The organism is Nitrosomonas sp. (assembly GCF_019752095.1).
In the GTDB taxonomy this organism is placed as follows: Bacteria; Pseudomonadota; Gammaproteobacteria; order Burkholderiales; family Nitrosomonadaceae; genus Nitrosomonas.
The window spans coordinates 60566-82417 of sequence record NZ_JAIEMO010000013.1; the positions used below are offsets into that span (position 1 = coordinate 60566).

At 40.1% G+C, this 21852-nt stretch carries 21 protein-coding genes, 2 tRNA genes and 4 pseudogenes; 13 read left to right on the forward strand and 14 right to left on the reverse strand.

Translation table 11 applies throughout. The features are described 5' to 3' along the window. Positions 1-40: 40 nt before the first annotated feature. Complete coding sequence (locus K2Q13_RS05570; RefSeq protein ID WP_292919808.1) at positions 41-928, reverse strand: recombination-associated protein RdgC; 888 nt, start codon at positions 926-928, stop codon at positions 41-43. Positions 929-974: 46 nt separating this feature from the next. On the opposite strand from K2Q13_RS05570, the gene K2Q13_RS05575 reads away from it, so the two are divergent. The 3 genes from K2Q13_RS05575 (at position 975) to K2Q13_RS05585 (ending at position 3983) form a co-directional block, all read left to right on the forward strand. Then, positions 975-1313 (forward strand): DUF2007 domain-containing protein, encoded by a 339-nt coding sequence (locus tag K2Q13_RS05575; RefSeq protein WP_292919810.1) that lies wholly within the window; start codon positions 975-977, stop codon positions 1311-1313. Positions 1314-1387: 74 nt separating this feature from the next. After that, positions 1388-3613, forward strand: a complete 2226-nt coding sequence (locus tag K2Q13_RS05580) for a Tex family protein (protein WP_292919812.1) — start codon at positions 1388-1390, stop codon at positions 3611-3613. 294 nt (positions 3614-3907) lie between these two features. Further along, positions 3908-3983: transfer RNA gene (locus tag K2Q13_RS05585), tRNA-Lys, on the forward strand. A gap of 569 nt (positions 3984-4552) precedes the next feature. Here the strand turns inward: K2Q13_RS05585 and K2Q13_RS05590 are convergent. Next, positions 4553-5179, reverse strand: coding sequence for an NAAT family transporter (locus K2Q13_RS05590; protein ID WP_292919814.1), 627 nt, complete (start codon positions 5177-5179; stop codon positions 4553-4555). A gap of 1136 nt (positions 5180-6315) precedes the next feature. Between K2Q13_RS05590 and K2Q13_RS05595 the strand changes: the two genes are divergently transcribed. Continuing rightward, positions 6316-7191: a hypothetical protein gene (locus K2Q13_RS05595; protein WP_292919816.1), complete on the forward strand. Its 876-nt coding sequence runs from the start codon at positions 6316-6318 to the stop codon at positions 7189-7191. A gap of 336 nt (positions 7192-7527) precedes the next feature. On the opposite strand, the gene K2Q13_RS05600 is transcribed toward K2Q13_RS05595, so the two are convergent. The 3 genes from K2Q13_RS05600 to K2Q13_RS05610 all read right to left on the reverse strand — a co-directional run bounded on the left by K2Q13_RS05600 (position 7528) and on the right by K2Q13_RS05610 (position 9267). Next, a complete protein-coding gene (locus K2Q13_RS05600) occupies positions 7528-8148 on the reverse strand; it encodes a DUF3465 domain-containing protein (RefSeq protein ID WP_292919818.1) in 621 nt (206 codons plus the stop codon). 753 nt (positions 8149-8901) lie between these two features. Then, entirely contained in the window at positions 8902-9105 is a 204-nt protein-coding gene (locus K2Q13_RS05605) for a hypothetical protein (RefSeq protein WP_292919820.1), read from the reverse strand. 24 nt (positions 9106-9129) lie between these two features. Next, positions 9130-9267 carry a hypothetical protein gene (locus tag K2Q13_RS05610; protein ID WP_292919822.1) on the reverse strand — a complete coding sequence of 46 codons (138 nt, stop codon included), beginning with the start codon at positions 9265-9267 and terminating at the stop codon, positions 9130-9132. Between the two features lie 582 nt (positions 9268-9849). Between K2Q13_RS05610 and K2Q13_RS05615 the strand changes: the two genes are divergently transcribed. Continuing rightward, positions 9850-10176, forward strand: coding sequence for a hypothetical protein (locus K2Q13_RS05615; protein WP_292919824.1), 327 nt, complete (start codon positions 9850-9852; stop codon positions 10174-10176). A gap of 294 nt (positions 10177-10470) precedes the next feature. Here the strand turns inward: K2Q13_RS05615 and K2Q13_RS05620 are convergent, their stop codons facing one another. Then, complete coding sequence (locus K2Q13_RS05620; protein WP_292919826.1) at positions 10471-10626, reverse strand: hypothetical protein; 156 nt, start codon at positions 10624-10626, stop codon at positions 10471-10473. Positions 10627-11739: 1113 nt separating this feature from the next. Between K2Q13_RS05620 and K2Q13_RS05625 the strand changes: the two genes are divergently transcribed. The 7 genes and pseudogenes from K2Q13_RS05625 to K2Q13_RS05655 all read left to right on the forward strand — a co-directional run bounded on the left by K2Q13_RS05625 (position 11740) and on the right by K2Q13_RS05655 (position 17426). After that, positions 11740-11964: a DUF3820 family protein gene (locus K2Q13_RS05625; RefSeq protein ID WP_292919828.1), complete on the forward strand. Its 225-nt coding sequence runs from the start codon at positions 11740-11742 to the stop codon at positions 11962-11964. Positions 11965-12127: 163 nt separating this feature from the next. After that, positions 12128-12982: a PA4780 family RIO1-like protein kinase gene (locus K2Q13_RS05630; protein ID WP_292919830.1), complete on the forward strand. Its 855-nt coding sequence runs from the start codon at positions 12128-12130 to the stop codon at positions 12980-12982. 387 nt (positions 12983-13369) lie between these two features. Next, positions 13370-13816 (forward strand): hypothetical protein, encoded by a 447-nt coding sequence (locus K2Q13_RS05635; RefSeq protein ID WP_292919832.1) that lies wholly within the window; start codon positions 13370-13372, stop codon positions 13814-13816. Between the two features lie 90 nt (positions 13817-13906). Then, on the forward strand, positions 13907-14065 hold the full coding sequence (locus tag K2Q13_RS05640) for a hypothetical protein (RefSeq protein ID WP_292919834.1): 159 nt from the start codon (positions 13907-13909) through the stop codon (positions 14063-14065). A gap of 493 nt (positions 14066-14558) precedes the next feature. Continuing rightward, entirely contained in the window at positions 14559-15332 is a 774-nt protein-coding gene (locus tag K2Q13_RS05645; RefSeq protein ID WP_292919835.1) for a transposase, read from the forward strand. Between the two features lie 419 nt (positions 15333-15751). Further along, a pseudogene (locus K2Q13_RS05650) lies at positions 15752-16434 on the forward strand (IS6 family transposase). A 320-nt stretch (positions 16435-16754) separates the two neighbouring features. After that, positions 16755-17426, forward strand: a complete 672-nt coding sequence (locus K2Q13_RS05655; protein WP_292919837.1) for a hypothetical protein — start codon at positions 16755-16757, stop codon at positions 17424-17426. Between the two features lie 63 nt (positions 17427-17489). Here K2Q13_RS05655 and K2Q13_RS05660 read toward each other — a convergent pair. After that, positions 17490-17675, reverse strand: a pseudogene (locus K2Q13_RS05660) (hypothetical protein); the annotation flags it as partial. A 49-nt stretch (positions 17676-17724) separates the two neighbouring features. Here K2Q13_RS05660 and K2Q13_RS05665 point away from each other — a divergent pair. Beyond that, positions 17725-17801 (forward strand) — tRNA-Arg (locus tag K2Q13_RS05665). A 211-nt stretch (positions 17802-18012) separates the two neighbouring features. Here the strand turns inward: K2Q13_RS05665 and K2Q13_RS05670 are convergent. From K2Q13_RS05670 to K2Q13_RS05690, 7 genes and pseudogenes are all read right to left on the reverse strand, one after another. Continuing rightward, positions 18013-18180 (reverse strand): annotated as a pseudogene (locus tag K2Q13_RS05670) (transposase); the annotation flags it as partial. Positions 18181-18269: 89 nt separating this feature from the next. Next, positions 18270-18446 carry a PLDc N-terminal domain-containing protein gene (locus K2Q13_RS05675; protein ID WP_292919839.1) on the reverse strand — a complete coding sequence of 59 codons (177 nt, stop codon included), beginning with the start codon at positions 18444-18446 and terminating at the stop codon, positions 18270-18272. Positions 18447-18725: 279 nt separating this feature from the next. Beyond that, on the reverse strand, positions 18726-18869 hold the full coding sequence (locus K2Q13_RS13300; protein WP_365725351.1) for a hypothetical protein: 144 nt from the start codon (positions 18867-18869) through the stop codon (positions 18726-18728). Beyond that, positions 18841-19095 (reverse strand): hypothetical protein, encoded by a 255-nt coding sequence (locus K2Q13_RS05680; protein ID WP_292919841.1) that lies wholly within the window; start codon positions 19093-19095, stop codon positions 18841-18843. Before K2Q13_RS05680 ends, K2Q13_RS13300 begins: the two co-directional genes overlap by 29 nt. Before the next feature lie 145 nt (positions 19096-19240). Next, positions 19241-19645, reverse strand: a complete 405-nt coding sequence (locus K2Q13_RS05685) for a hypothetical protein (RefSeq protein ID WP_292919843.1) — start codon at positions 19643-19645, stop codon at positions 19241-19243. Between the two features lie 141 nt (positions 19646-19786). Next, a pseudogene (locus K2Q13_RS13305) lies at positions 19787-19984 on the reverse strand (IS6 family transposase); the annotation flags it as partial. Positions 19985-20032: 48 nt separating this feature from the next. Further along, positions 20033-20956, reverse strand: coding sequence for a sensor domain-containing diguanylate cyclase (locus K2Q13_RS05690; RefSeq protein WP_292919845.1), 924 nt, complete (start codon positions 20954-20956; stop codon positions 20033-20035). Positions 20957-21852 lie beyond the last annotated feature (896 nt).

Genomic DNA, 21852 nt, shown 5'->3' on the forward strand with positions numbered 1-21852 from the left:
GTTAGCTCCACGTAACTTAAAAGGTAGGGCTAACGATATCCTAACTTAAATCTTCGCCGCCTAACGCATCAACCATTGCGGTAATCAGTTGACTAAGTTCGCCGGTCATAATAGCAAAATCGCTGACAAACAATTCTTCAGCACTCTCAGTCGACTCTTTCAGAATATCCTGTGGCGCAATCCGCCGCAGCTGCAAATTATCATGCAATACAAATGAAATTTTACTATCCCACGTCATTGCCAGCCTGATCACTTTTTTCCCTGCACGGATATGACGCACAGTCTCTTCGGTCTCCAGCGCATGGTGGGTATATTTGACAGTTGCTCTCTCATCGCTCATGCCTTGCAGCTCACAGTCACGATCGATGCTAAATATAGAAGGCAAATCATCGCCGGACAACCAACGTGTCATCGCTGAAGAAGGCGAAACCTGCGTTTCCAGCGGCGCTAGCGTCAAACCGTGCATCGATTTAACCAATACTTCAACCAATTCATCAGCTTTCTGGGTGCTCGTCGTATCAATTATCAAACGACTTTTAACCGCATCAATCCAGGCATAAGTTTTGTGACGTTGTGTAAAAGCACGCGGCAATAACTCAATTATCGTGGCTTCCTTGATATCTCTAACTTGTTTCTTACCTGGCTTATAGCCTTGCATTTTCTCAATTTGCGTAATACGGTTCTTGGCATGCTGATTAATCACGCCAGCTGGCAATAATTTCTTCTCCACACCCAAGGCAATCAGCCATTGTTGGCCATAAGCATGGATAAAATTCTCCTGCTCATCGCGCGGCGGTACCCAGCCACGGCTTTGCATCTCCATTTGCATGCATACTTGCAAGGCATGTTGAGAAAGCGCCTCTTCAAGGCTATTCAATGTTATATTTCCACTACTAATACGATAAGCTTGTAAATTTCTGAACCACATAGTTTTACTCTATTAACTTGTTGATTGTCTTTGCCATCATCACTGCATGAAAAAAATTTACTCTGCTGGCAATTTGTTGGAAGCGCAGATAGTACTTGATCTGCTCGAACACGCCTATATCCCGGCGAGAATTTTTAATCAGCATGCGCAAGGCTGCGTCGGAGAAATTCCTTTCACACACGCATATCCGGAAGTATGGATCATACGCGAAGAAGATTTCGAGCGCGGCAAGCGTGTCGTTGAAACCTACGAGAAAACACCGACAGCAACCGGCATCATACGCTGTCCTGCTTGTAATGAAGAAAATCCAGCTAATTTCCAGCTCTGTTGGAAATGCGGTTCTGGCTTAGAGATTATCCTGTACCAAACCAAGATTACCGAATAAACAATAACATCAAAAAGTGATGAATACTTATCCATCACTTCATGCTTTCTCCAACATTAAATCAGATAATGCTTATGTTGCCATCGATTGAACAACGCCTTGCCGCAGAACTCGCGGTTAAACTGGCACAGATCCAAGCCACTATCCAGTTACTGGATGACGGCTCCACTGTTCCCTTTATTGCCCGCTACCGCAAGGAAGCCACTGGAGGATTGGATGATGTGCAATTGCGCCAATTAGCAGAACGCTTGCACAACTTGCGTGAGCTGGAGAAACGACGCGCGACAATCATCAATGCAATTGAAAGGCAGAATAAGATGACCCCGACACTGCTGGATGCGATCACCCATGCGCAAGACAAGACACATCTGGAGGATTTGTACCTGCCCTACCGCAAGAAACGCCGCACCAAAGCGCAAATCGCCTTGGAAGCTAGCTTGCAAGCGCTGGCAGATGCGCTGTTAAATGATTCACGGCTTGATCCGAAAATTGAAGCGACGAAATACCTGAAAGACCCGTTCACCACCGAGGAAGGCGATAATCCAGGGGTGGCGGATGTCGAACAAGCATTGGAAGGCGCACAACACATCCTAATGGAGCGTTTCACCGAACATGCACCGCTGCTGCAAACACTACGCGAATACTTACGCTTGCATGGCATTCTGACTGCCAAGGCCGTCAAGGACAAACAAGACAGCGACATTAAATTTACCGATTATCATGATTACCATGAAGCGATCAGTAAAATTCCTTCGCATCGTGCATTGGCGCTGCTGCGCGGCGAGCGCGAAGGATTCTTGAAACTAAAACTGCGATTGGATTCCGAACTGGAAGAAAAGAGTCGAAATTTGGCACCCAACTCATGCGAACAACGAATCGCGCAACAATTTAACATACGTGACCAAAAACACGCAGCAGATAGTTGGTTGATTGATACCGTGCGTTCAGCTTGGCGCAACAAAATCTTCGTACATCTGGAAACCGAGCTGATGAGCAACTTGCAAGAACGCGCCGAAACTGAAGCCATCCGGGTATTCGCACAAAACCTCAAAGCCCTGTTGCTCGCCCCACCTGCCGGTGCGCGCGTCACCATCGGACTGGATCCCGGATTACGCACTGGAGTGAAAGTTGCAATCGTCGATACCACCGGAAAAGTACTCGACACGGCAACGATTTATCCGCATCCGCCTAAAAATGATTGGGATGGTGCAATCCAGACTTTAAAGCAATTGGCACAAAAGCATCACGCTTCTCTGGTCGCGATTGGCAACGGTACCGCATCACGGGAAACCGATCATCTGGCCAAAGATTTAATCAAACAGTATCCACAACTCAAACTTACATCAATCATGGTGTCCGAAGCCGGAGCTTCGGTGTATTCCGCATCTGAGCTTGCCTCGGAAGAATTGCCTAATCTTGATGTATCGCTGCGCGGGGCAGTCTCAATTGCACGGCGATTGCAAGATCCTTTGGCCGAGTTGGTCAAGATCGACCCAAAATCTATTGGTGTCGGCCAATACCAGCATGACGTCAATCAAAGCCAATTAGCGCACACACTCGATGCCGTAGTGGAAGACAGCGTCAATGCTGTCGGCGTTGATGTCAATACCGCCTCTCCTGCCCTGCTGCGTTACGTTGCCGGACTCAACAGTAAAATTGCACACAACATCACCGCATACCGCAACGCCAAGGGCATGTTTGCCATACGTACCGATTTAATGAAAGTCACGGGCTTAGGCACAAAAACTTTTGAACAAGCCGCCGGATTCTTGCGCATTCCCACTGGTACAAATCCGCTTGATGCTTCCGCTGTTCACCCGGAATCATACCCGCTGGTCGAGCAAATACTCAATGACGTAAAGCTGAATGTTTCCGCACTGATCGGCAATCAAACTGTTTTGAAAGCTATCCGTGTGGAGAAATACTCCAACGCACAATTTGGTCTACTGACCGTCAAAGACATCCTGCAAGAACTCGAAAAGCCCGGCCGAGACCCGCGCTCCACTTTCAAAACCGCCACTTTTAAGGAAGGCATTGAGTCGATGAGAGACTTACAAACCGGCATGGTGCTCGAAGGCGTTGTTACCAATGTTGCTGCGTTCGGTGCATTTGTCGATATCGGTGTACATCAGGACGGTTTAGTACACATCTCGGCGCTGTCAGACAAATTTGTCAAGAATCCGCATACAGTTGTAAAGGTGGGTCAGGTTGTTACAGTCAGAGTATTAGATATTGATGAGAAACGAAAGCGAATTGCACTGACGATGCAATTTGCTGGTGGCAAGGGGGAAATATCCTAGAAGAAAATTATCACCACAGCGTGCACTTGGTGGAAAATGCTTCTGTGACAAAATCATGAAAACCAAGAATAAAGCACCCCGCCGCAAGCAGCGAGGTACTAAAAGCGCTCTTCAGACTGCTGGTTTTCAACCAGCCTTCGCCCCAAGGGGCGAGGAATTAAACCCGGAAGAGATTAAAAAAATATAATTTATCGTTATATCAATTAGTAAGAGATGCAAACAATCACTAAATCTGTTTTCAACCCGACAAAGCCATTTATATCGGCAGTCTAATCAGGTATAATGCTGCCCTTTGGGTCGTTAGCTCAGCCGGTAGAGCAGCGGACTTTTAATCCGTTGGTCGCCAGTTCGATCCTGGCACGACCTACCAAATAGAATAGGGGTTAGCTTAAACGCTAATCCCTTTCTTATTTTAGAACTCAGCATATGTGATAAATCATACTGTAGTACTTCGATATTTCCCGGAAATTAAGCGAAATAATTCGATTGTCAGCTCTGAATTTAATTTATTCTGAATTTTGATTGATGATTAAGCTTCTGCGCTTTAGGAAGCAAAGCGGATTGCCATGACAATGCCTCAAAAAAAGAAATAGATATAACCCTATATAATCGCCATCGATTTCCTTCCGAAATCATACAATGTTCGGGGTGGCTCTATCAGCGATTTTCGGGTGTCACTGCTTTATTCAATCTTGGCTGTCTCATGAATCAACGGAATCTCAGACAAGGAGTCTTTTGATTTCACGTTAGCATATAGGAGAGATTTCCAGCGTTGGGTTTCTTATAAAAGTATCTGGGAGTACCGAGCTATATCATCTCTTAATTTAGACTGTGTTGCTGTACAAAATCGGTTTGAAGGCTTACAGTGTCATTCAGTCGATCAAACTCAATAAGAAAGTCAAAGAAAGTAACTTATAAAATTAGGAAATGAGGTTTTTGTCAAGCTAACCCCGGCAAAAGATTGCGTAACCCACCCACAATAAATTCTACGGACATGGCTGCCAGCATCAGTCCCATGACACGCGTTGTTACATTCATTGCGGTTTGGCTCATACGATCCCCAATTTGCGGAGCGAAATGCAATATACCCCAAATAATAAGCGCCACTAGCAGACAGATAATAAAAAAAGCCAGTTGGTCAATTGTTCCTTCTGTCTGATTGCTAAATAAGATAACGGTACTCATCGAACCGGGCCCTGCGAGTAAAGGCATCGCAAGTGGAACAACCGCAACCGATGCGCTATCGACAGCCTCTTGGTCTTCTTCAGGAGTATGTCCCGTTCGATTGTTTTTCACCTGCAGCATTCCAAAGGCAATAGACATAAGCAGTATGCCCCCTGCTACTCTGAAAGCATCGACACTGATACTGAAGAAGGCCAAAATTGATTGGCCTAACAACATAGTTACGATGAAAATACAGGCAACCGAAAACGCAGTGGTGCGTGCTACTGCTTGGCGCCGATGTTTAATATTTTCCGTGAAACTAAGGTAAAGCGGTACTACGCTTATCGGACTAACGATGGCAAACAAACCGACAAACATCCGCGTGTATTCATTCCAATCCATTGACTACCTTTTATTATTTTCTTAGTTGAGGTAACTGACCCAAAGAGAGCTGAACGATATTACTGAGCTAGATCCGATTTAGTGGATGGGTAAGTATTGCGATAATGCAACATTTCTCACTGGTTTTTCCATGCAAGTTTTAGCGAAATCCGCAGGGGTTTGATTCTTAAGTTTTGCATGCTTTGAATAGGTATTGCCCGCTAAATAGTACCTTATCGATATTGGCATAATGAATAATTTCAGCGACCCCACAAAAACTCCATCGATTTCCATCCGAAATCATACAACATTTCGCTGTGGCTTTATCAGCGATTAGTTTTTTGAGTTTTTGCCTAAAATACGCCAACAACTCGCGCCGAGCTTTCACACCGGCCAACTCGGGAAATGTAACGAAGTCTGCGCAGTGACAATTCGATGAAACAATCTCAGCGATTCTCGGGTATCACTGCTCTATTCAATCTTGGCATTCATCTGGTATCTGCCGGAATCAGTGAAAAGGGGTCATTGAAGTTACGTTGGCATAAGGCGAGAATTTCGACGTTGGGTGCACTATGAAAGTTAACTTGTCGGTACCAAAATTAAGCTCAGTGACCCGAAGGATGAGTTTGTTAAGACTATAATTGAGAACGATAATGAGAATTATTTGCAATCGTATAAATTCTTCTGTAATATATTAACTGTCATCAATTGACTATTGTCATACCGTAGCAGTCAGCGCATTTACTATCGTAGCCAGATGATTGCAAATTTCATTTTTGTTCTTCCTTGCGTGAAAATAAGCCCTCACGCATCCTCACCCAGTACATTTTCTTCTCCTCCTTTTTAATGTACTGGGTTCTTTTTTCCTGATATTAATTCGTCATTGTCTGATTTTAGGCAAAAATGTCGAGGCCATCCTCTGGATTTCTGCTGCCAGGTAACCTCAAAAGAACCGGCTTTGATTCCAATTAAGATCAATCCTACCCGTAATTCGCCACATACCCAATATCAGCAGCGGCTTAACTACTTGTCCAGTTCACACTCCGAACAACAAATCGATTACTCATTTCTGCATTCAGCCCTTATTCATGTCGGCCGGTATACATTGATGCCATCAATGCTCCACTTCGGAACGAAGAACTGAAAGGAAAAACAGAATGGACACTGTAACAACTAAATTAACCCTCTGGAGGACAAGTGAAGTTTTTCCAAAAATATATAAATTGCTAGTATCTTCTGCTTTAAATTTGCCTAACAATAAAGCATTGCTGATGCCGATTCTAGTAGCCTTTTTTATACTCGGTGGCTGTAAGACAGTCCCCATCCAAGACAGAAGTTTTTCTGACGAAATAGGTTTCTGGGAACAAGACAAAAATACAAGTGCTCGCTTTCAACATAATTCCATCGCTGATGATAAAACCATTGGGTTATTATACGTATCGGGTAAGGATATTTTACTCAATGGCACTCAAGTAGAAAATTCTTCGAAGATGAAGAATAATTCATTCGTGGATACTGGTCCTTACAGCAGTGCCCGCATAGAGTTCAAAGCATCTGACTCAACTTGTTTAATACGCGTCGATGAATTTAATTTCGGCAATGCCTACACTGACACATCCGATTGCAAACATTATATTGAAACAACTCATTCGGCTATAAAAGCCCAAAACGCTATTCTTCATATTCATGTTTCTGAACATCAAACAAAAATCATAGTAATTAGTGGCATGATAAAGGTGATGCTGCGAAAAAATGAAATGCAATCCATTGACGTCAAAGAAGAACAAAAAATTATTATTACCCATGATGCTATCAATCACCCTCGCCAAGTAGCGCCAAGCGAAATTTGGCAGCATGCTAGCTGGAAGGAAAATCACCAATTCTACAAAACAGAAATTGATTGGCACAAAGTAATAATGACTATTGTGACTGTGGCAGTAGTGGCTGCTATTGTTATATTGCTGCCAGCGTCAGCCGGAAGAAGAGGAGTGAGTCATGGTCATAATTCCGGTCATTTTCATAGATTACGATAATCAATCGCATATTGGGTTCTGTCGCATTAACCAATTCGTGGTAATTTTTCTTCAAATTAAATCTTAGCGGGATTTGGTTTCAACGGAATCTGAGACAATGGGCTTTTGAAGTTACGTTGGCATAAGGCGAGAATTTCGACGTTGGGTGCACTATGAAAATTAACTTGTCGGTACCAAAATTAAGCTCTGTGACCCGAAGGATGAATTTGTTAAGACCATAATTGAGAACAACAATGAGAATTATTTGCAATTGTATAAATTCTTCTGTAATTGTATCACGTCAGCGAAAGTTGGACAAAATAGCTTGATTGCTTAAGAGATACTTCTGGTTTATAGTTACTGATAGATAACATTATTATGCAAGATCCAACCGTTCAAATGAATCTCTTCAGGATCATGATGTGTCCAATGAACCACACCGCCCTTATCATTCCACTCGTATTCACCAAAAAATTCAATCTGATCGTTTAAAACCAGTTTATCAATTCTTGGTGCTAAATCGATATTGTGGGCAATGAGTAGTGTTTGTTTTGATTTTAATTCAATGATAAATCTCTGATGGCGACTCCCATTAAGATCATCCGATAGAATGGAAATCACAATTCCGGTTCCATAAACCTGCACATTACTTTGGGCATCAGCAAACAATTGAGCCAATAAGTCATCTCCATTAAGTTCTAATTCAATATAATCTGTAAGCACCCCTACTCTTAACAATCCATTAAAAACGTCCCCATAAACATAGACGTCTTCGCCCTTGGTTCCAATATAGTTATTGGTTTCTGGATAGTAGCGCACTAAATAATTATCTAAGTGACTCGTTGCCACTCCAGTAGGACTAAAAAACTCAGGAAAAGATTGTTCGGCGAAGTTGAATAACTTATTGCTATTAGTTAAAAAATTTTCAGCAAATGATGCCGTTGAAATTAACAGTAGAAACAGTAATGTAAATTTCATAAATTTGTGTTAATTCATAATTAGATACAGATTTTTTTTAAAGTGAGGCACTTCAATTACGGTTAAAAATTAATGTGTAAAAGTTTCTACTTTTAGTGGCATTAAGAGTTAAATTAAATGATTAATACGGCAGGAATTTTTGATTCCTAACTAGGAATTAGATACAACAGCTTCGCTCTTGTATATGTCATTAGGACAGACTGGCTATGCCAGACTGTTATGACGGTTAGTAAGTGAAAAACGTTTTTCAAATAGGAAACGTGACAAATTTGCCGATTATTCGCGTGTATTGGCGAGCACTGACGAGTTAAATACATATAAAATACAGTCAGTTAAAAGACCTTTTAATCCGTTGGTCGCCAGTTCGATCCTGGCACGACCTACCAAATAAAACAAGCACTTAGAGAATAAAATCCTAAGTGCTTTTTATTTACCAAAGAAATGTAACCGTTTTGTAACCGCATTCCTTCAATACAAATCAATAAAAAACCACTATAAAACGGACAGTTATAAAAATATTTTTATTTTCACTAAAGTTATTTTTTAACCTGCCGATATAACAAGTGCATATTATCCCGCTTTATGAGAGGCACTAGGGGGACTCGTTAGAGTCTCTCTGGTTTCTTACATTTTAAACAGTCTGTTATAAATCTAAATTATCCAATCTTAAAGGCTTTCGGATTTCGACATGCTTAAAATAAAAAAGCCAACATCAAAATGATGCTGGCCTTATCCTTTATATTTTCAATCTAATTAATTGGTCTTGTTTTTAGTATCTGGATGTTTGTTATCTGGATGTGCTTTATCGGGTTGTTTGTTATTAAGTTGTTTAGTCTTGGTATCAGCTTGTTTTTTATTGCGCTCTTGTGAATTAATTTTAGCTTCTAAAGCATCCATTTTTTTATCTGCTGCTTGATTGCATGTTTTCAAAGATTCAAAATTATTTGTTTTTTGCATACAATTTAGCCGCCCTTCTATTATTTATAATCTTTCTTTTACATTTCCAATTTCACGATTTTTTTCAAGTTGAAAGTCTGAGTCTGGCTCAGAAGCAGATATTGTCGTTGAAGAAAAAAACATACATACAACTACCATCAATGCCACATTAAATAATTTCATTTTATTATATCTCCATAATTCTTAATTTTTCTTTAAGTCATACCTAATGGTACATATTAATAATGCCTGGTAGTTTCGACTTTATCTGTGCGGTAGTATACATATCCACGTGAAATATTTTATTTAGTCCACACATAAAATAATGAGATTTGAAAAACTTAATCTTCGTGATTTGCTAGAGTTTGTGATTTTATGCGAGACATACATTTTTATTTCATTTCTTCTAACGATTCTATGCCACCTTACACGCAACGAATAAAGATTGCGTAAGCTGGCTGATAGATTAAACGCTTAGGATTCATCCTAGTGGCTAAATAGGGGTTAGCTTTAACGCTAATCCCTTTTTTATTTTCGAACACAGCATATGTCTTAGAACATAGTTTTATCTGAAGACAGCCTTCGATATTTCCCAAGGATTAAGCAAAATAATTCGATTGTTGGCTCAATATAATATTCGGCTTATTCACATTAAATAGAATCTTTTAATAACAAGGTAAAGTGACTCGTTTCATTCACTTTCAATGTATACATTTCATGATAATTTGCTAGGCAACGGAATCTTATCTTGGAGTGAGAATAATAATGCAAACAATTATTTCGATTATTGATCGTAAAACGAATTTGCAAGTCTATAGCTCCAAAATTGATCTAGAAAATATAAAGGAATCAAATCTTTCTCCAACAGGTATTTTTGACTATATTTGGGAAAATGCGCTAGAAAATGAAATGTTAGGCGACCGCTGTGATTATTTCATTCAACTTTTTAATCAAAGGAATCATATAATTGATTTACATGTAACTGATGGCAAAACGCTCATTACAGAATACGATAAAACTGGAGGCAATAAAGGTTCGGTAATATGCTTGCAAGATTATAAAAATCATAAACTTCGCAGGTATGCAGGTTAAATAATCAATAAAGCTGCGTATATTTTCTTAGCGACGGCGACGGCAAATGCATTACGATAAACAATCAAAAAATTAAACCTTATGGGAAATAGCATCTTGTAATTCAGGCAATCATTCGTCCAAATTGCTTTGACTACATACAGAAATGGCATCTTATCGCCAATTAGAAGAGCCAGCTGATGCAGCCTGACTCAAACTAAAAAATCTCCGGAAAAGTCGGGAAGATTTAGTTTGTTGTTACAAATCAATCTTGTTACTTAATCTTAAATTGAATTACTTGTGACGATTTATTTTTTATTTCGCATTAATACTCTTAATCATTATTTCAATTTCGCGAACTACTAGCTCTTTCATTAACGCGATCTTCTCTGCCAAAGATCTTTCTTCCGCTTGGAGAATCATTTCTTTCTCTGTGATAAATGCGTCTATATTTACAATGTTATTAATCATTACAGTTCCTTACTTGAATAAGGCTTTTACGACATTTCCGGCTCAGTTCTTTATCTAAAAAATACGCTCAGCAGGGCACTCTCAATTTCTTTATTGGCGGCGCGGATTTAATCAGGAGAAACATTCAAGGTTTTTACCGAATGATCTGAGTGGATTCAGGATTTCGAGACCCTGATAATAAAAAACCAGTACCCAAAAAGCACAGGCGAATGAATAAGTACAACCATCCGACTATGCAAACTTTTTATCTGCACTGGTTGATGCGGCTAAACCAAACTAAAGGAGAGTCGATTTATAATTTATTAGGGGTGGTTTTGCCTCATTGGTTCCCATTTTTGGGAGTCGAGTTAATCGAATTTCATTCGCAGCTTGGCCTTGCCGTCATAAGAAACTGATTTTCCTGAATTGTGCAAATGCAATAATTTGAGCTAAGCGCGATACTTGACAGCAAAAGCTGCAAAGATTTTACCCGTCCCCGGTTAATGCAAACTTTCATAAGGACACCTCTAGAAATACAGTTTTTGTCAATAACAACCAAAAGGAATTAGATAGTTACAGGTGATTTTCTTGCAAAATATGTAATTTTTAGAGGTGCCATTAAACGCCAGTCCCTTTTTTATTTTCGAACACAGCAAGTCTAATAAATCATGCTGTTATCTAAAGACAGCACTTCGATATTTCCCGCAAATTAAGCAAAATAATTCCATTGTCGGTGCTGCATCGAATTTATTTGGAACTTCAGCTGGATGATTAAGCTTCTGCGTTGTAACTAAATGTATTGCGGCAAAAAATCAAAAGGTTTTTTTAATCTACTGAGCTAAATCATCTCTTAATTCAGGCTGTCTTCTGTCCAACTTGTGGGTCGACGACGAAATATAGATGCAGATATGCACAGCACGGCTGCTCTACATGCGTTTATTGATGAAATCAATACAGGAGAGCGATCGTTCTCTATCCAGTTAGAAGTGATTAACTATTTAGCAAACATTTTATCTAGCTGTCACAATGTATAATTATCCACTTACCCACAGCCTGTCCACATAGGCATTGACGTGTATTGTGGAAAACTCTGGTCACAAAAACATTATCTCTAAAACTTAAAAATCAGTTGCGATGAATTCAAAACACTTGCAGCTATTAGTGACCCAAGCCATGCCTTATGGTAAGTACAAAGGACGATTGATCGCTGATTTACCAGGAAATTATCTTAACTGGCTTGCTCGAAAAGGATTCCCGCCTGGCGAAATCGGGAAGCTATTGGCATTGATGCATGAATTGGATCACAATGGCCTCTCATCGCTATTGACTCCCCTTCGAGTGCGACAACACAACTGCTAGAATATAAAAATCACTTTTGAATTAATGGCAAATCGTTACCCAATAATCTAAAACACTTTGGATGGCTTAATTCAAATCCTGTTTTCCGCTTTATTTCCGCATATAGGTGTTACAAATTGTTTCTAAGTTATGAGCATCATGATATAAATTATGGATTTCGTTGATGAAAACACCAAAAAGACTTGAACCACTGATCCAAGATGGTTTTATCGATGAAGTTATCCGTCAATTAATGAGTGGCAAGGAAGCTTCGGTTTATGTAGTTCGATGTGGAGAAGATATTCGCTGCGCTAAAGTATATAAAGAAGCCAACAAGCGTAGTTTTCGCCAAAGTACGGATTACACCGAAGGCCGTAAAGAAAAAAATAGCCGTCGAGCACGTGCCATGGCAAAAGGCTCTCGATATGGACGCAAAGCGCAGGAAGAATCCTGGCAGAATGCTGAGGTAGATGCCTTGTATCGACTTGCTGCTGCTGGCGTGCGTGTTCCCAAACCGTATAATTTCCATGAAGGTGTACTGCTGATGGATCTGGTGACTGACGACCATGGCAACGCGGCTCCGCGACTCAACGATCTGGCTCTGACGGTAGAATTATCTCGTGAATACCACCGCATGCTTGTTTCGCAGGTGGTGCGCATGCTTTGTGCCGGGATTATTCACGGTGATTTGTCTGAATATAACGTGCTAGTCGATAGCACAGGGCCAGTTATCATTGACTTGCCGCAAGCTATTGATGCGGCTGCCAATAACCAAGCCTGTATAATGCTGCTACGTGATGTCGAGAACCTGGCTATTTACTTCGGTCAATTTGCGCCTGAATTGTTAGCAACCAATTATGGTATGGAGATATGGTCACTCTACCAAAGCGGACAACTGCATCCAAAAAGTGTTTTGACCGGCTACTTCGAGTGTATTGAGAAACCCGTTAGCATTCAAGGTGTCTTGCGTGAAATCAATGACACACTGAAGGAAGAAGAAGCAAGGAAACTTTATCGCTCATTACATGCACATCAATGACGTTAGGAGTTATTATTTATTATTTTAGCACCCACCACAACAAAAAATGTTTATGACTAAAAACCAGTTACGCGTGGTAATCATGGCAGTAAAAGCTGCTCCTCGTACAAAGTCATCAAGCTATCCAGAACTTTTTGCTCCTCGCACGGCTGGCAGAGTGAAGCACTCCTTGGTGATGCATACGCTGATTCCCTTTTGAAATATCTGATTGATGCTTCGAATTCTAATAAAACTCTGATGAGAGGGTATTTTTCACTTCAATTACTTAGCGCATATTTCTTGTTGGTTACCCTGACAGTATCAAAAGTTATTTACTAGTTGTGAACCATTCTTAGGTTATTGCTTGGTTTCAATTGTCCACAGAGGTTTTTTTAGGAAAGATTGAATATGAAAATAAACATTACCAAAAAAGAATATAGATTGTTACTTGATGTTCTCTATCTTGGAGACTGGATGTTATCTGCACATGACCAGGAGGAATTGCCAGAAAAGGAGAAGTATCAAGATGTAGTCCAGAAATTTTACTCATATGCTGAAGAAATGGGTTATGGAAATTTGATAGAAGCTGATAAAGAATCAAATAAATATTATGAAACAAGAGAGTATGAGGACACCAGTGAAGTTAACGAAATCATTGAGAACTATGATAATGCAACATTCTGGGCGGAATTAGTGTCAGGGCTTGCGATGAGAGATGCCGAAGAAACTGAAGGAAATGATGCAATCAAAAGAATGTCACCTGAAAAAAGAATAGAATTATTGCACTCATTGGAAGAGCAATATCATCAAGAATTTATGGCTAATGATCTAGCTAATCTTAAAATCAAGAAATGAGATACGAGCTTAATCTGGTTCTGTCGCATTAGCGAGGTCATTGATTCAATCTTGTGTAGACTGCTGACATTGAAGAAATGGTGAGGCTACATGCTGGCTGCAAAAGGAATGCGGTTTCCGATTGAAGTGATTCTGGTCTGTATCCGCTGGTACGCGGCGTATCCATTAAGTTGTCGACACCTGGAAGAAATGATGGAGGGAGTTGACAAAATGTCTTTTGCTGAGCAATTTTATGCGCTGGCAGAATAAAACCGTCTAGCGACAGAAGCCGACTTCTCTGCTCACCTGAAATATGTATTTTTACAGCTAATGCGACAGATCCAGTGAAGCCACCTCTGGCCGCCGGCAGAGACATTTATCTGGGGCGTTTTTTAAAAAAAAGATACCCATAAATATGAGTAACAACATTAAAAGGATGATATTGATATTTGAATTGCTACTCTTGGATTCAATATTATTTTCCTTATCTAAGGAAATATCATGCTGCAAGAATTCTTGATAATTTTTAAATTCATCAATAAGCGACGTAAGCCTTTTTCTATCATTTGAATATTTTTTTAAGAGATCAAGAAACTTTTCTACTTGAATTTTGCTATCGGTATCTAGATCTAGCCTAATGATTTTTATAATTACCAAACTCAAATCGCTTAAAAGGTACTTAGTCGATCCTGAAATAACCGCAAGCAATTGATGTTAGGTATAAATACTTTGTATTTATAAGATTGCCAAAGCCCATGGCATTTTGCAACGACGGACTTTCGTTAGGCAAGTAAAATCGCTGCGTCTGGATATTCGACACTACCGGCACGTGAAGAAAAGAGCCAAGGCCAAACGAGCGCTAAAGCGACTCAGAACAATTGCGGGGATTTTGATACGAGAGCTAAGGAGAGAATTACCGCAACATTGTCTGTTTGAGTGCTACCAACAGGATTTTCTACTGTATGAACGTGTTCTGAAGCAAAAAACCAAAGACACGCCTAAAATCTATTCTCTACATGAACCACAGGTGTACTGTATAGCCAAGGGGAAAGACCATAAACAATTTGAATATGGCAGCAAGGCATCGATCGCCAGTACAGCGAAAGGCAATCTAATTGTCGGAGTTGTCAGTCACGAACAAAACCTGCATGACAGCAACACATTACCCGAGATTCTGCGTCATGTTGAAGCCTCACGCGGCAAACCGGCCAAGCAAGCTGTGTGTGATCGCGGCTACCGTGGTAAGCGCGAAGTCAATGGAACCCAGATCATTCTTCCTGGAAAGGCATTAAAGAAGGACAGCCGGTACCAGAAAGACAAAAAGCGAAAACAATGCAGAAGGCGCGCGGCCATTGAACCCATTATTGGCCACCTGAAGTCGGATTACCGCATGGCGAGAAACTATTTGAAAGGCGCACTCGGTGACCACATCAATCTGCTACTGGCCGCTGTTGCCTGGAATTTGAAACAATGGCTATTGGCCATTTTTTGGCTCTTTTTCCTGTGGAGAAAACTGCAGGTTTCGCGAATTCTTTGATGGAAAAAATCAAATTACCCCAATTTACCTTTTATGGACGACCACCTTTTGAAGCTGCTGTTCCAAGATAGCGATTGACGGGAATTTTTCAGGGTCGACTAATTAACCAAAAAAAACACTACAAAGCAACCAGTTATAAAAATATTTCTATTTTCACTAAAGTTATTCTTTAACCTGCCGATATAACAAGTGCATATTATCCCGCTTTATGAAAGGCACTAGGGGGGACTCGTTAGGGTCTCTCTGGTTTCTCCAAAAAAATTAGCTTGTGCAAAATTTTGCATGCCCACTTTAAATTCTTTTTCTACATCAACAGCCAGCGCTATTTCTTCTTGCTTGAGAATAATAAGCAAGGGGTTCTGTCGCAAAGTTTGTCAGTTTGGGTGATACTTGGCTAATTTTAGTAATTGAAGAATCCAATGATCAGTTTTAAAGGCGCTCACTTTCCAAAAGATGTCATTCTCTACGCTGTTTTTTTCTATGTCAGGTATAGTGTTTCTTACCGTGACATTGAAGCAATTATGGAAGAAAGAGGCGTTAAAGTTGATCATTCCACGCTCAATCGATGGGTTATCAATTACTCATCTTCCTTGGCTTTGACGGCTAAAAAAATTAAACGCGCTGTTGCCACGTCCTGGCGAATGGATGAAACCTATATCAAAGTTAAGGGTAAATGGATTTATTTATATCGCGTTGTTGATAAATTTGGCGATACTATTGATTTTATGCTCTCCAAGCACCGTAATAAAGCAGCGGCCAGCGCCTTCTTTAAACAAGCAATCGATACTAGCGGATTTCCTAACAAAGTTGTCATGGATAAAAGCGGTGCCAACTATGCTGGTTTGGAGAGCATTAATAGGTTGCTAATGTTGGCAGGTTTGTTGAGTTCTATTGAAATATGCCAGGTGAAGTATTTGAACAATATCATCGTGCAGGACCACCGTTTTATCAAGAAAATCCGAACCCCATGATGGGATTCAAAGCCTTTCATTCAGCGCAGGCAACCATCGATGGCATTGAAACCGCACACATGATCCGAAAGGGACAACTGTCCCTTGAAAATATACCCGCTTATAAGCAGTTTATGGCTTTATCAGGATAACTGTGCTCGCAAATAAGTGTGGCATTTGCACTTTACGAATATTTGCGACAGAACCACGCCAGAATCAATCAGGCGTTTTTTTCTTTAGCAATATGCCGATAGTATTTACGCTTAGCGGCTTTGATTCGCGTGTAGCGGATATGCCAATAAAATTTATTTAGTTTTGAAAACATAGAATCTAAAAAATTATTTTTTCAAAAATAGTTAATATATGATCTAAAGGTATAAAGGGAATATTTACCCGTCTATTAGTAAGGTGAAATTAACAAAAATAGGATTTAATCTATAAGACTAAACTTTTAAATAATGGGAATAAATCAATGAATAATAGAACAAATCATATGATAGGTTATATATTTGCAATCATAATATTTCTGTTTAATGATCAATCTCATGCAATTGATAAAGCAACGGAAAATGATGATTCGAATATAATAAGTATTTCGAAAAGCGATTCCTTATATGATAGTGCGATTCTATTTGATTCTCACAATCTACAAATTCCACGAGTCGACACTAATGACGAGGTAGGTAAGTACAGAAGTGCAGTACTAAACTATGATGAAAATTTGGACGCTTGGAAGTTAGTTAGGGTCGATACCTCATTATTAGATACTGACTTAGTGAATGAAGTTAAAGTAATTGTTACTGAAAATTTACCTATACAAGTTTTTCTAATTATTAAAACTAATATAGAAACAAATTCTGATAGTTGCGCATATGCGTCTCTTAGTAACGATGTAACCACCGTTTATCAAAAGCAAATGCTTAATAATTTTGAAATAGTTTTTGACGCACCTTACAGAAACATAATTCAAATTGATCCTACTATTGAATGTAAGGAAGGCACAACTGTATTAATAGCTTATCCATTAAAGGTGTTTGGTTTAAAAGCAGGAATTTACACTTATAGTGTCAATAACACTCATAGTGGAACATTCGAATTCAAAGAAGATAATGTTTTGGCTTACCCTTTTCGGAATAATGATTGAAAGATAGCAAGTGTATGTCGCCAAACCAATTTAGACGGATGATTGCCTGAATTAAGAGACGGTTTAGCTCATCAAGTTTGAATTATTTAATTGGTTCGCGTAATACATTTGGCGTCGTGTAGCTAATGATCGCCATTTTATTTTCTCTCGTTCATCCAAAATAGATTGACCGCGGCCGTAATAAACATCGGCGGGTGTCAAATTATTCAGTGATTCATGATAACGTTCATGATTATAGTAATCGACAAACTGATATTTGACAGCACATGTCAGTATAACTATGTAAGATATAGTTAGAGCGCCCGTAGCTCAGTTGGATAGAGTACTTGGCTTCGAACCAAGTGGTCGTGGGTTCGAATCCTGCCGGGCGCGCCATTAAACAAAATTCGTCGTCACATCCACCCCGATCAGCAGAACGATCACCTTGCGTATACGTACGAAAATCCGTGAACACCCGTATTTTCATGCGCTGCTCAATCCCGCCTCAAGTAGCGCACTCCTTCTAAAAATATCAATCTCCAGCGTGAATTGCCCAGTGGAAGATCTTGAAATCAGGCTCGGCGGCCTTTACCCTTGAATTACTCCCGAACACATCGATTGCAGATTCCTGTAACTGCAGCTTCCATTCCGAAATCTGATTCGGATGCACATCAAATTGTTCAGCTAACTCAGCAAGTGTCTTGTCACCCTTGATCGCAGCTATGGCCACCTTGGCCTTGAATCCCGCTGCGTGATTCCTCCTCGTCCTTCTCATACTCTCGCTCTTTTTTGCCGTCTATTACACGGTTTGGGTTGAGCATGAATACCACTTAACGGACTGTCCGAATTTGCGAGGCCACTTCTCTATCTAGGACCTAAAAAATACCACAGGATCAGACCAACTATAGGCAGAAGCAATATTAGTACTATCCATAGCACTTTGTTTCCTGTGCCCGCTGAACTTTGTACAACCTTAACAATCGCCCATACATTAAGGACTAATAAAATAAGACCAGAAAGGCCACTTACTTCAATACCCATAATTTATTTCTCCATATTTATTAAAATAATCAAATTCTTGAATTAATTCAGAAGTAATCAACTAATCCAAAATAACTTTGGGTAAAGATCAGGAAGAGAAAATTACCAACGTAACATTTGGACCTTTCCTAACATTTTACTCAAAACAAGCGGCTTGAAACAGATAACTGGCATGCCTATAGGTGGCGAATTACAATTCACACTGCCATCGGTGTATGAAATAAATCTCGGCAATGTGATTTCCACCGGCACTCGTTGATATTCGCCTTGCCCAGTACATCATTTCCGCTGAGGCTTACCATCCAATACAGCGTGAACGCGGTAACCGTTATAATAGTCTTTGAAGGCATCGAGTTTCTTTTTTAAATCGTGTGCATTCCAAAGCAGAACCTGATCAAGATACTCGCGCCTGAGAGTTCCGATTAGCCTTTCGACGAATTGGAACTTGCGGGACCGTCTTGATTTCGTCGATCTCCAGTATTCTCAGATTGGCATGCCATTGACGAAAGGTAAACAGGAATCGATCGAGAACAGTTAGGTTAGAGCCCTTTGCCGGGATTGGTTGATGCTTAATGAGTAGGCTGTCTGCTACGATGGCCCGTGCACCACCCGGCCTCACCATTTTCGCGAGTGTGGTAAGAATATGCATGTCAAATAAAGGAAAATTCTTATCAACTTCGATATTACATGTGTCCGAGATAATTACAAGACTGGTAACGGGATTAATTTTTGGCGAGAATTAGTAATTCGCCATGCACGGGCTTTTCTAATACCATTACTAACTAAACAATAGGTTATTTGCCAAGCGTTACCCGCCGACAAGCCATATAAAATAAGCCATCGGCGTCAATCACTTTTAACCGTTCTAACACGCCTTTTTCTACCAATGCGCCCATAATGACGCCAATCTCACGCTTACCTAAACCCTCAGCCTGCAAAGCCAAGCGAATATCATGGCCTGAAGCTGCGCCAACTTTAGAGGCGTTTTTATCTAAGGCGTTTAACACTAATTGTTCGTAAGTAGAAAAAGACGTTGCAACCATTATTGCCTGATAATCGATAGGGTCTATCATATCCAGAATGGCACGCCGGATTTCTGCAGTGTACGCACACCGGCGACAGAGCAACTGCGGAACCTGCTTGACCAGACCATCAAGCGTATCATGAAAGCATTGACTCGCCACGGTGGGTATTGCCAAGCTAACTCTCGCAGGTCTGCCAAAACACTAAATTTACTGGCCTTAAGCTACCGTTATCTTATTCCAATACGCAAAAGCACCTTGTCTCTGATTTCGGCAATGGCTAATGACGGTCAAGATTAAATAGATTGCACACGCAGCTTAGACATTCCAGAATCGTTGTGCCTGCACCATAGACTTGAACCAGCGCATGCCTCGTTCTGTCAAACGAATTGGCTTGTGTAAAAGTTCGGTACGATTGTGGGCATATCGAGAATTGTCGTGAATCGTAGTGGAGACAAGATCTCGGTAGGCGACGCCATAATTTTTTAACTTATTAGTGACGGTTTTCCTAGGTTCATTTCGGTATCTTGAACTATCGCTCGGCTGAAGTTAACTAGGCAGTACCTATTTGACGTATTTATAGACGATCTGATTTCTACCCATTTCTTTTGCTGAGTAGAGTAAAGCATCGGCAAATTTTATCAATTCTTTTTCGTTAATATCCCTAACGAGATTAGTTGACACCAAGCCGATACTGGCAGAAACAGTTGCCATGGTTGGTGAATTTTTATTTGGTATTTTTAGTTCACGTATAGCTTTGAGAAGTTTATTCACGACATCTAAGGATTGCTCAATAGTAGTATTGCCGAGTACTATCAAAAATTCTTCACCGCCATATCGGCCGCAGATATCGCTTGGCCTTTTGGTATAGGCAATAAGAACCGCACCAATTTGAATTAGACATTCATCGCCTGCCTGGTGTCCATAGGTATCATTTAATAGCTTGAAATGATCAATATCGATAATTGCAAGAGAGATTGGCAAATTGAATCGTTTGCAACGCCGATGTTCATTTTTTAAGAATTCATCTAAACATCTACGATTTGGAATATTAGTAAGCCAATCCGTACGTGACAGGTATAACACCTCTTCCTCAGCAAGTTTTCTCTCAGTTATATTTTTATGTGATACAACAAAATAAGAGGTGGCATTAAATACAAATGGCGTAACCTGCATTATAAACCAGCGTTTTTCATCTGAGCTGTGGCAAGGATATTCAAAATAAAATGATGATTGCTCACTGTTTATTACTTTTTTTATACCGGCTGCAGCCTTTAGTCCGGATTCATCTCCCGTGACTGCAGAGTTGTTGCATATCTTAAGATAGTTAACTCCTTTCCAATCATTATTAATTAAACCGTTATTATCGTGAGAAAATATTTTCCATGCTCGATTTACGAAAACAATATTACCTTCGCGATCAATTACAGCGATATGTTCTGTAATTGCATCAAGGACTAACTTAAAGAATTCATGCATTTCAGCCATAGAAAAGAACCGCTCATATTTACATGCAGAACAGATGATGGTACCAATAAATTAACTGTACCTGCGTGATATTGGCATAATGAATAATTCAGCGATTCTACAAAAATGCCATCAATTTCCATCCAAAACCACACAACATTCCGCTGTGGCTCTATCATCGATTAGTTTCTCGAGTTTTTGCCGATATTACGCCAACAATCGCGTCAAGATTCTCAGGGAATAAATTCTTAGAAGTCCTGTCCTACCACCCTACTTCAATGTTTGCCAATACTTTCTTTGCATTTTTCCACATGATTTGTTGTTTTACTTAAGTAAGTTTAGCAATCTGCCGATATTTGAGATTTGACAATTAGGGTTTCTATGAAAATAATAGTCAGTGCGACATTCTTAACGATGATAGTCATCTTGGGTGGTTGTTCAGGTTGTATGTCGTCAAAGGAATTTGGACAAAGATAGCCAGAATTTAGAGACGCTGTTGGTCATCAGGTTTGGAAATTTCGACTAATTATCGGAATATATTTAGTTATAACGTATAAAATTAACTCTGAATTAAAGCTCTGCATAAGTTCGATCCAGAGACGACAATCGAATTATTTTGCTTATTTTTCGGGAAATATCAAGGTGCCGTCTATAGATAACTTCATGACAAAAAACATTTTGCTATGTTCGAAAATAAAAAAGGGATTAGCGTTAACTAACCCCTTGTTTTATATTTGGTAGGTCGTGCCAGGATCGAACTGGCGACCTATGTCTGTAATATGGCAGAAAATTGAGATATCAGTCCCAGAGAATATGGGGACGAAACACGCTGCTGAGCATTCTCACAATCAGACAAGGTTAAGAGAATGAAATATACGCTAATCTAATCGTTGCCTTGCAAACAGGGGCTTCATTTC

Bases quoted from the DNA above. Each gene is read 5' to 3' on its own strand.
- K2Q13_RS05570 (WP_292919808.1), bottom strand. From the start codon at position 928: ATGTGGTTCAGAAATTTACAAGCTTATCGTATTAGTAGTGGAAATATA.
- K2Q13_RS05575 (WP_292919810.1), top strand. From the start codon at position 975: ATGAAAAAAATTTACTCTGCTGGCAATTTGTTGGAAGCGCAGATAGTA.
- K2Q13_RS05580 (WP_292919812.1), top strand. From the start codon at position 1,388: ATGTTGCCATCGATTGAACAACGCCTTGCCGCAGAACTCGCGGTTAAA.
- K2Q13_RS05590 (WP_292919814.1), bottom strand. From the start codon at position 5,179: ATGGATTGGAATGAATACACGCGGATGTTTGTCGGTTTGTTTGCCATC.
- K2Q13_RS05595 (WP_292919816.1), top strand. From the start codon at position 6,316: ATGGACACTGTAACAACTAAATTAACCCTCTGGAGGACAAGTGAAGTT.
- K2Q13_RS05600 (WP_292919818.1), bottom strand. From the start codon at position 8,148: ATGAAATTTACATTACTGTTTCTACTGTTAATTTCAACGGCATCATTT.
- K2Q13_RS05605 (WP_292919820.1), bottom strand. From the start codon at position 9,105: ATGCAAAAAACAAATAATTTTGAATCTTTGAAAACATGCAATCAAGCA.
- K2Q13_RS05610 (WP_292919822.1), bottom strand. From the start codon at position 9,267: ATGAAATTATTTAATGTGGCATTGATGGTAGTTGTATGTATGTTTTTT.
- K2Q13_RS05615 (WP_292919824.1), top strand. From the start codon at position 9,850: ATGCAAACAATTATTTCGATTATTGATCGTAAAACGAATTTGCAAGTC.
- K2Q13_RS05620 (WP_292919826.1), bottom strand. From the start codon at position 10,626: ATGATTAATAACATTGTAAATATAGACGCATTTATCACAGAGAAAGAA.
- K2Q13_RS05625 (WP_292919828.1), top strand. From the start codon at position 11,740: ATGAATTCAAAACACTTGCAGCTATTAGTGACCCAAGCCATGCCTTAT.
- K2Q13_RS05630 (WP_292919830.1), top strand. From the start codon at position 12,128: ATGAAAACACCAAAAAGACTTGAACCACTGATCCAAGATGGTTTTATC.
- K2Q13_RS05635 (WP_292919832.1), top strand. From the start codon at position 13,370: ATGAAAATAAACATTACCAAAAAAGAATATAGATTGTTACTTGATGTT.
- K2Q13_RS05640 (WP_292919834.1), top strand. From the start codon at position 13,907: ATGCTGGCTGCAAAAGGAATGCGGTTTCCGATTGAAGTGATTCTGGTC.
- K2Q13_RS05655 (WP_292919837.1), top strand. From the start codon at position 16,755: ATGAATAATAGAACAAATCATATGATAGGTTATATATTTGCAATCATA.
- K2Q13_RS05675 (WP_292919839.1), bottom strand. From the start codon at position 18,446: ATGGGTATTGAAGTAAGTGGCCTTTCTGGTCTTATTTTATTAGTCCTT.
- K2Q13_RS05680 (WP_292919841.1), bottom strand. From the start codon at position 19,095: ATGCATATTCTTACCACACTCGCGAAAATGGTGAGGCCGGGTGGTGCA.
- K2Q13_RS05690 (WP_292919845.1), bottom strand. From the start codon at position 20,956: ATGGCTGAAATGCATGAATTCTTTAAGTTAGTCCTTGATGCAATTACA.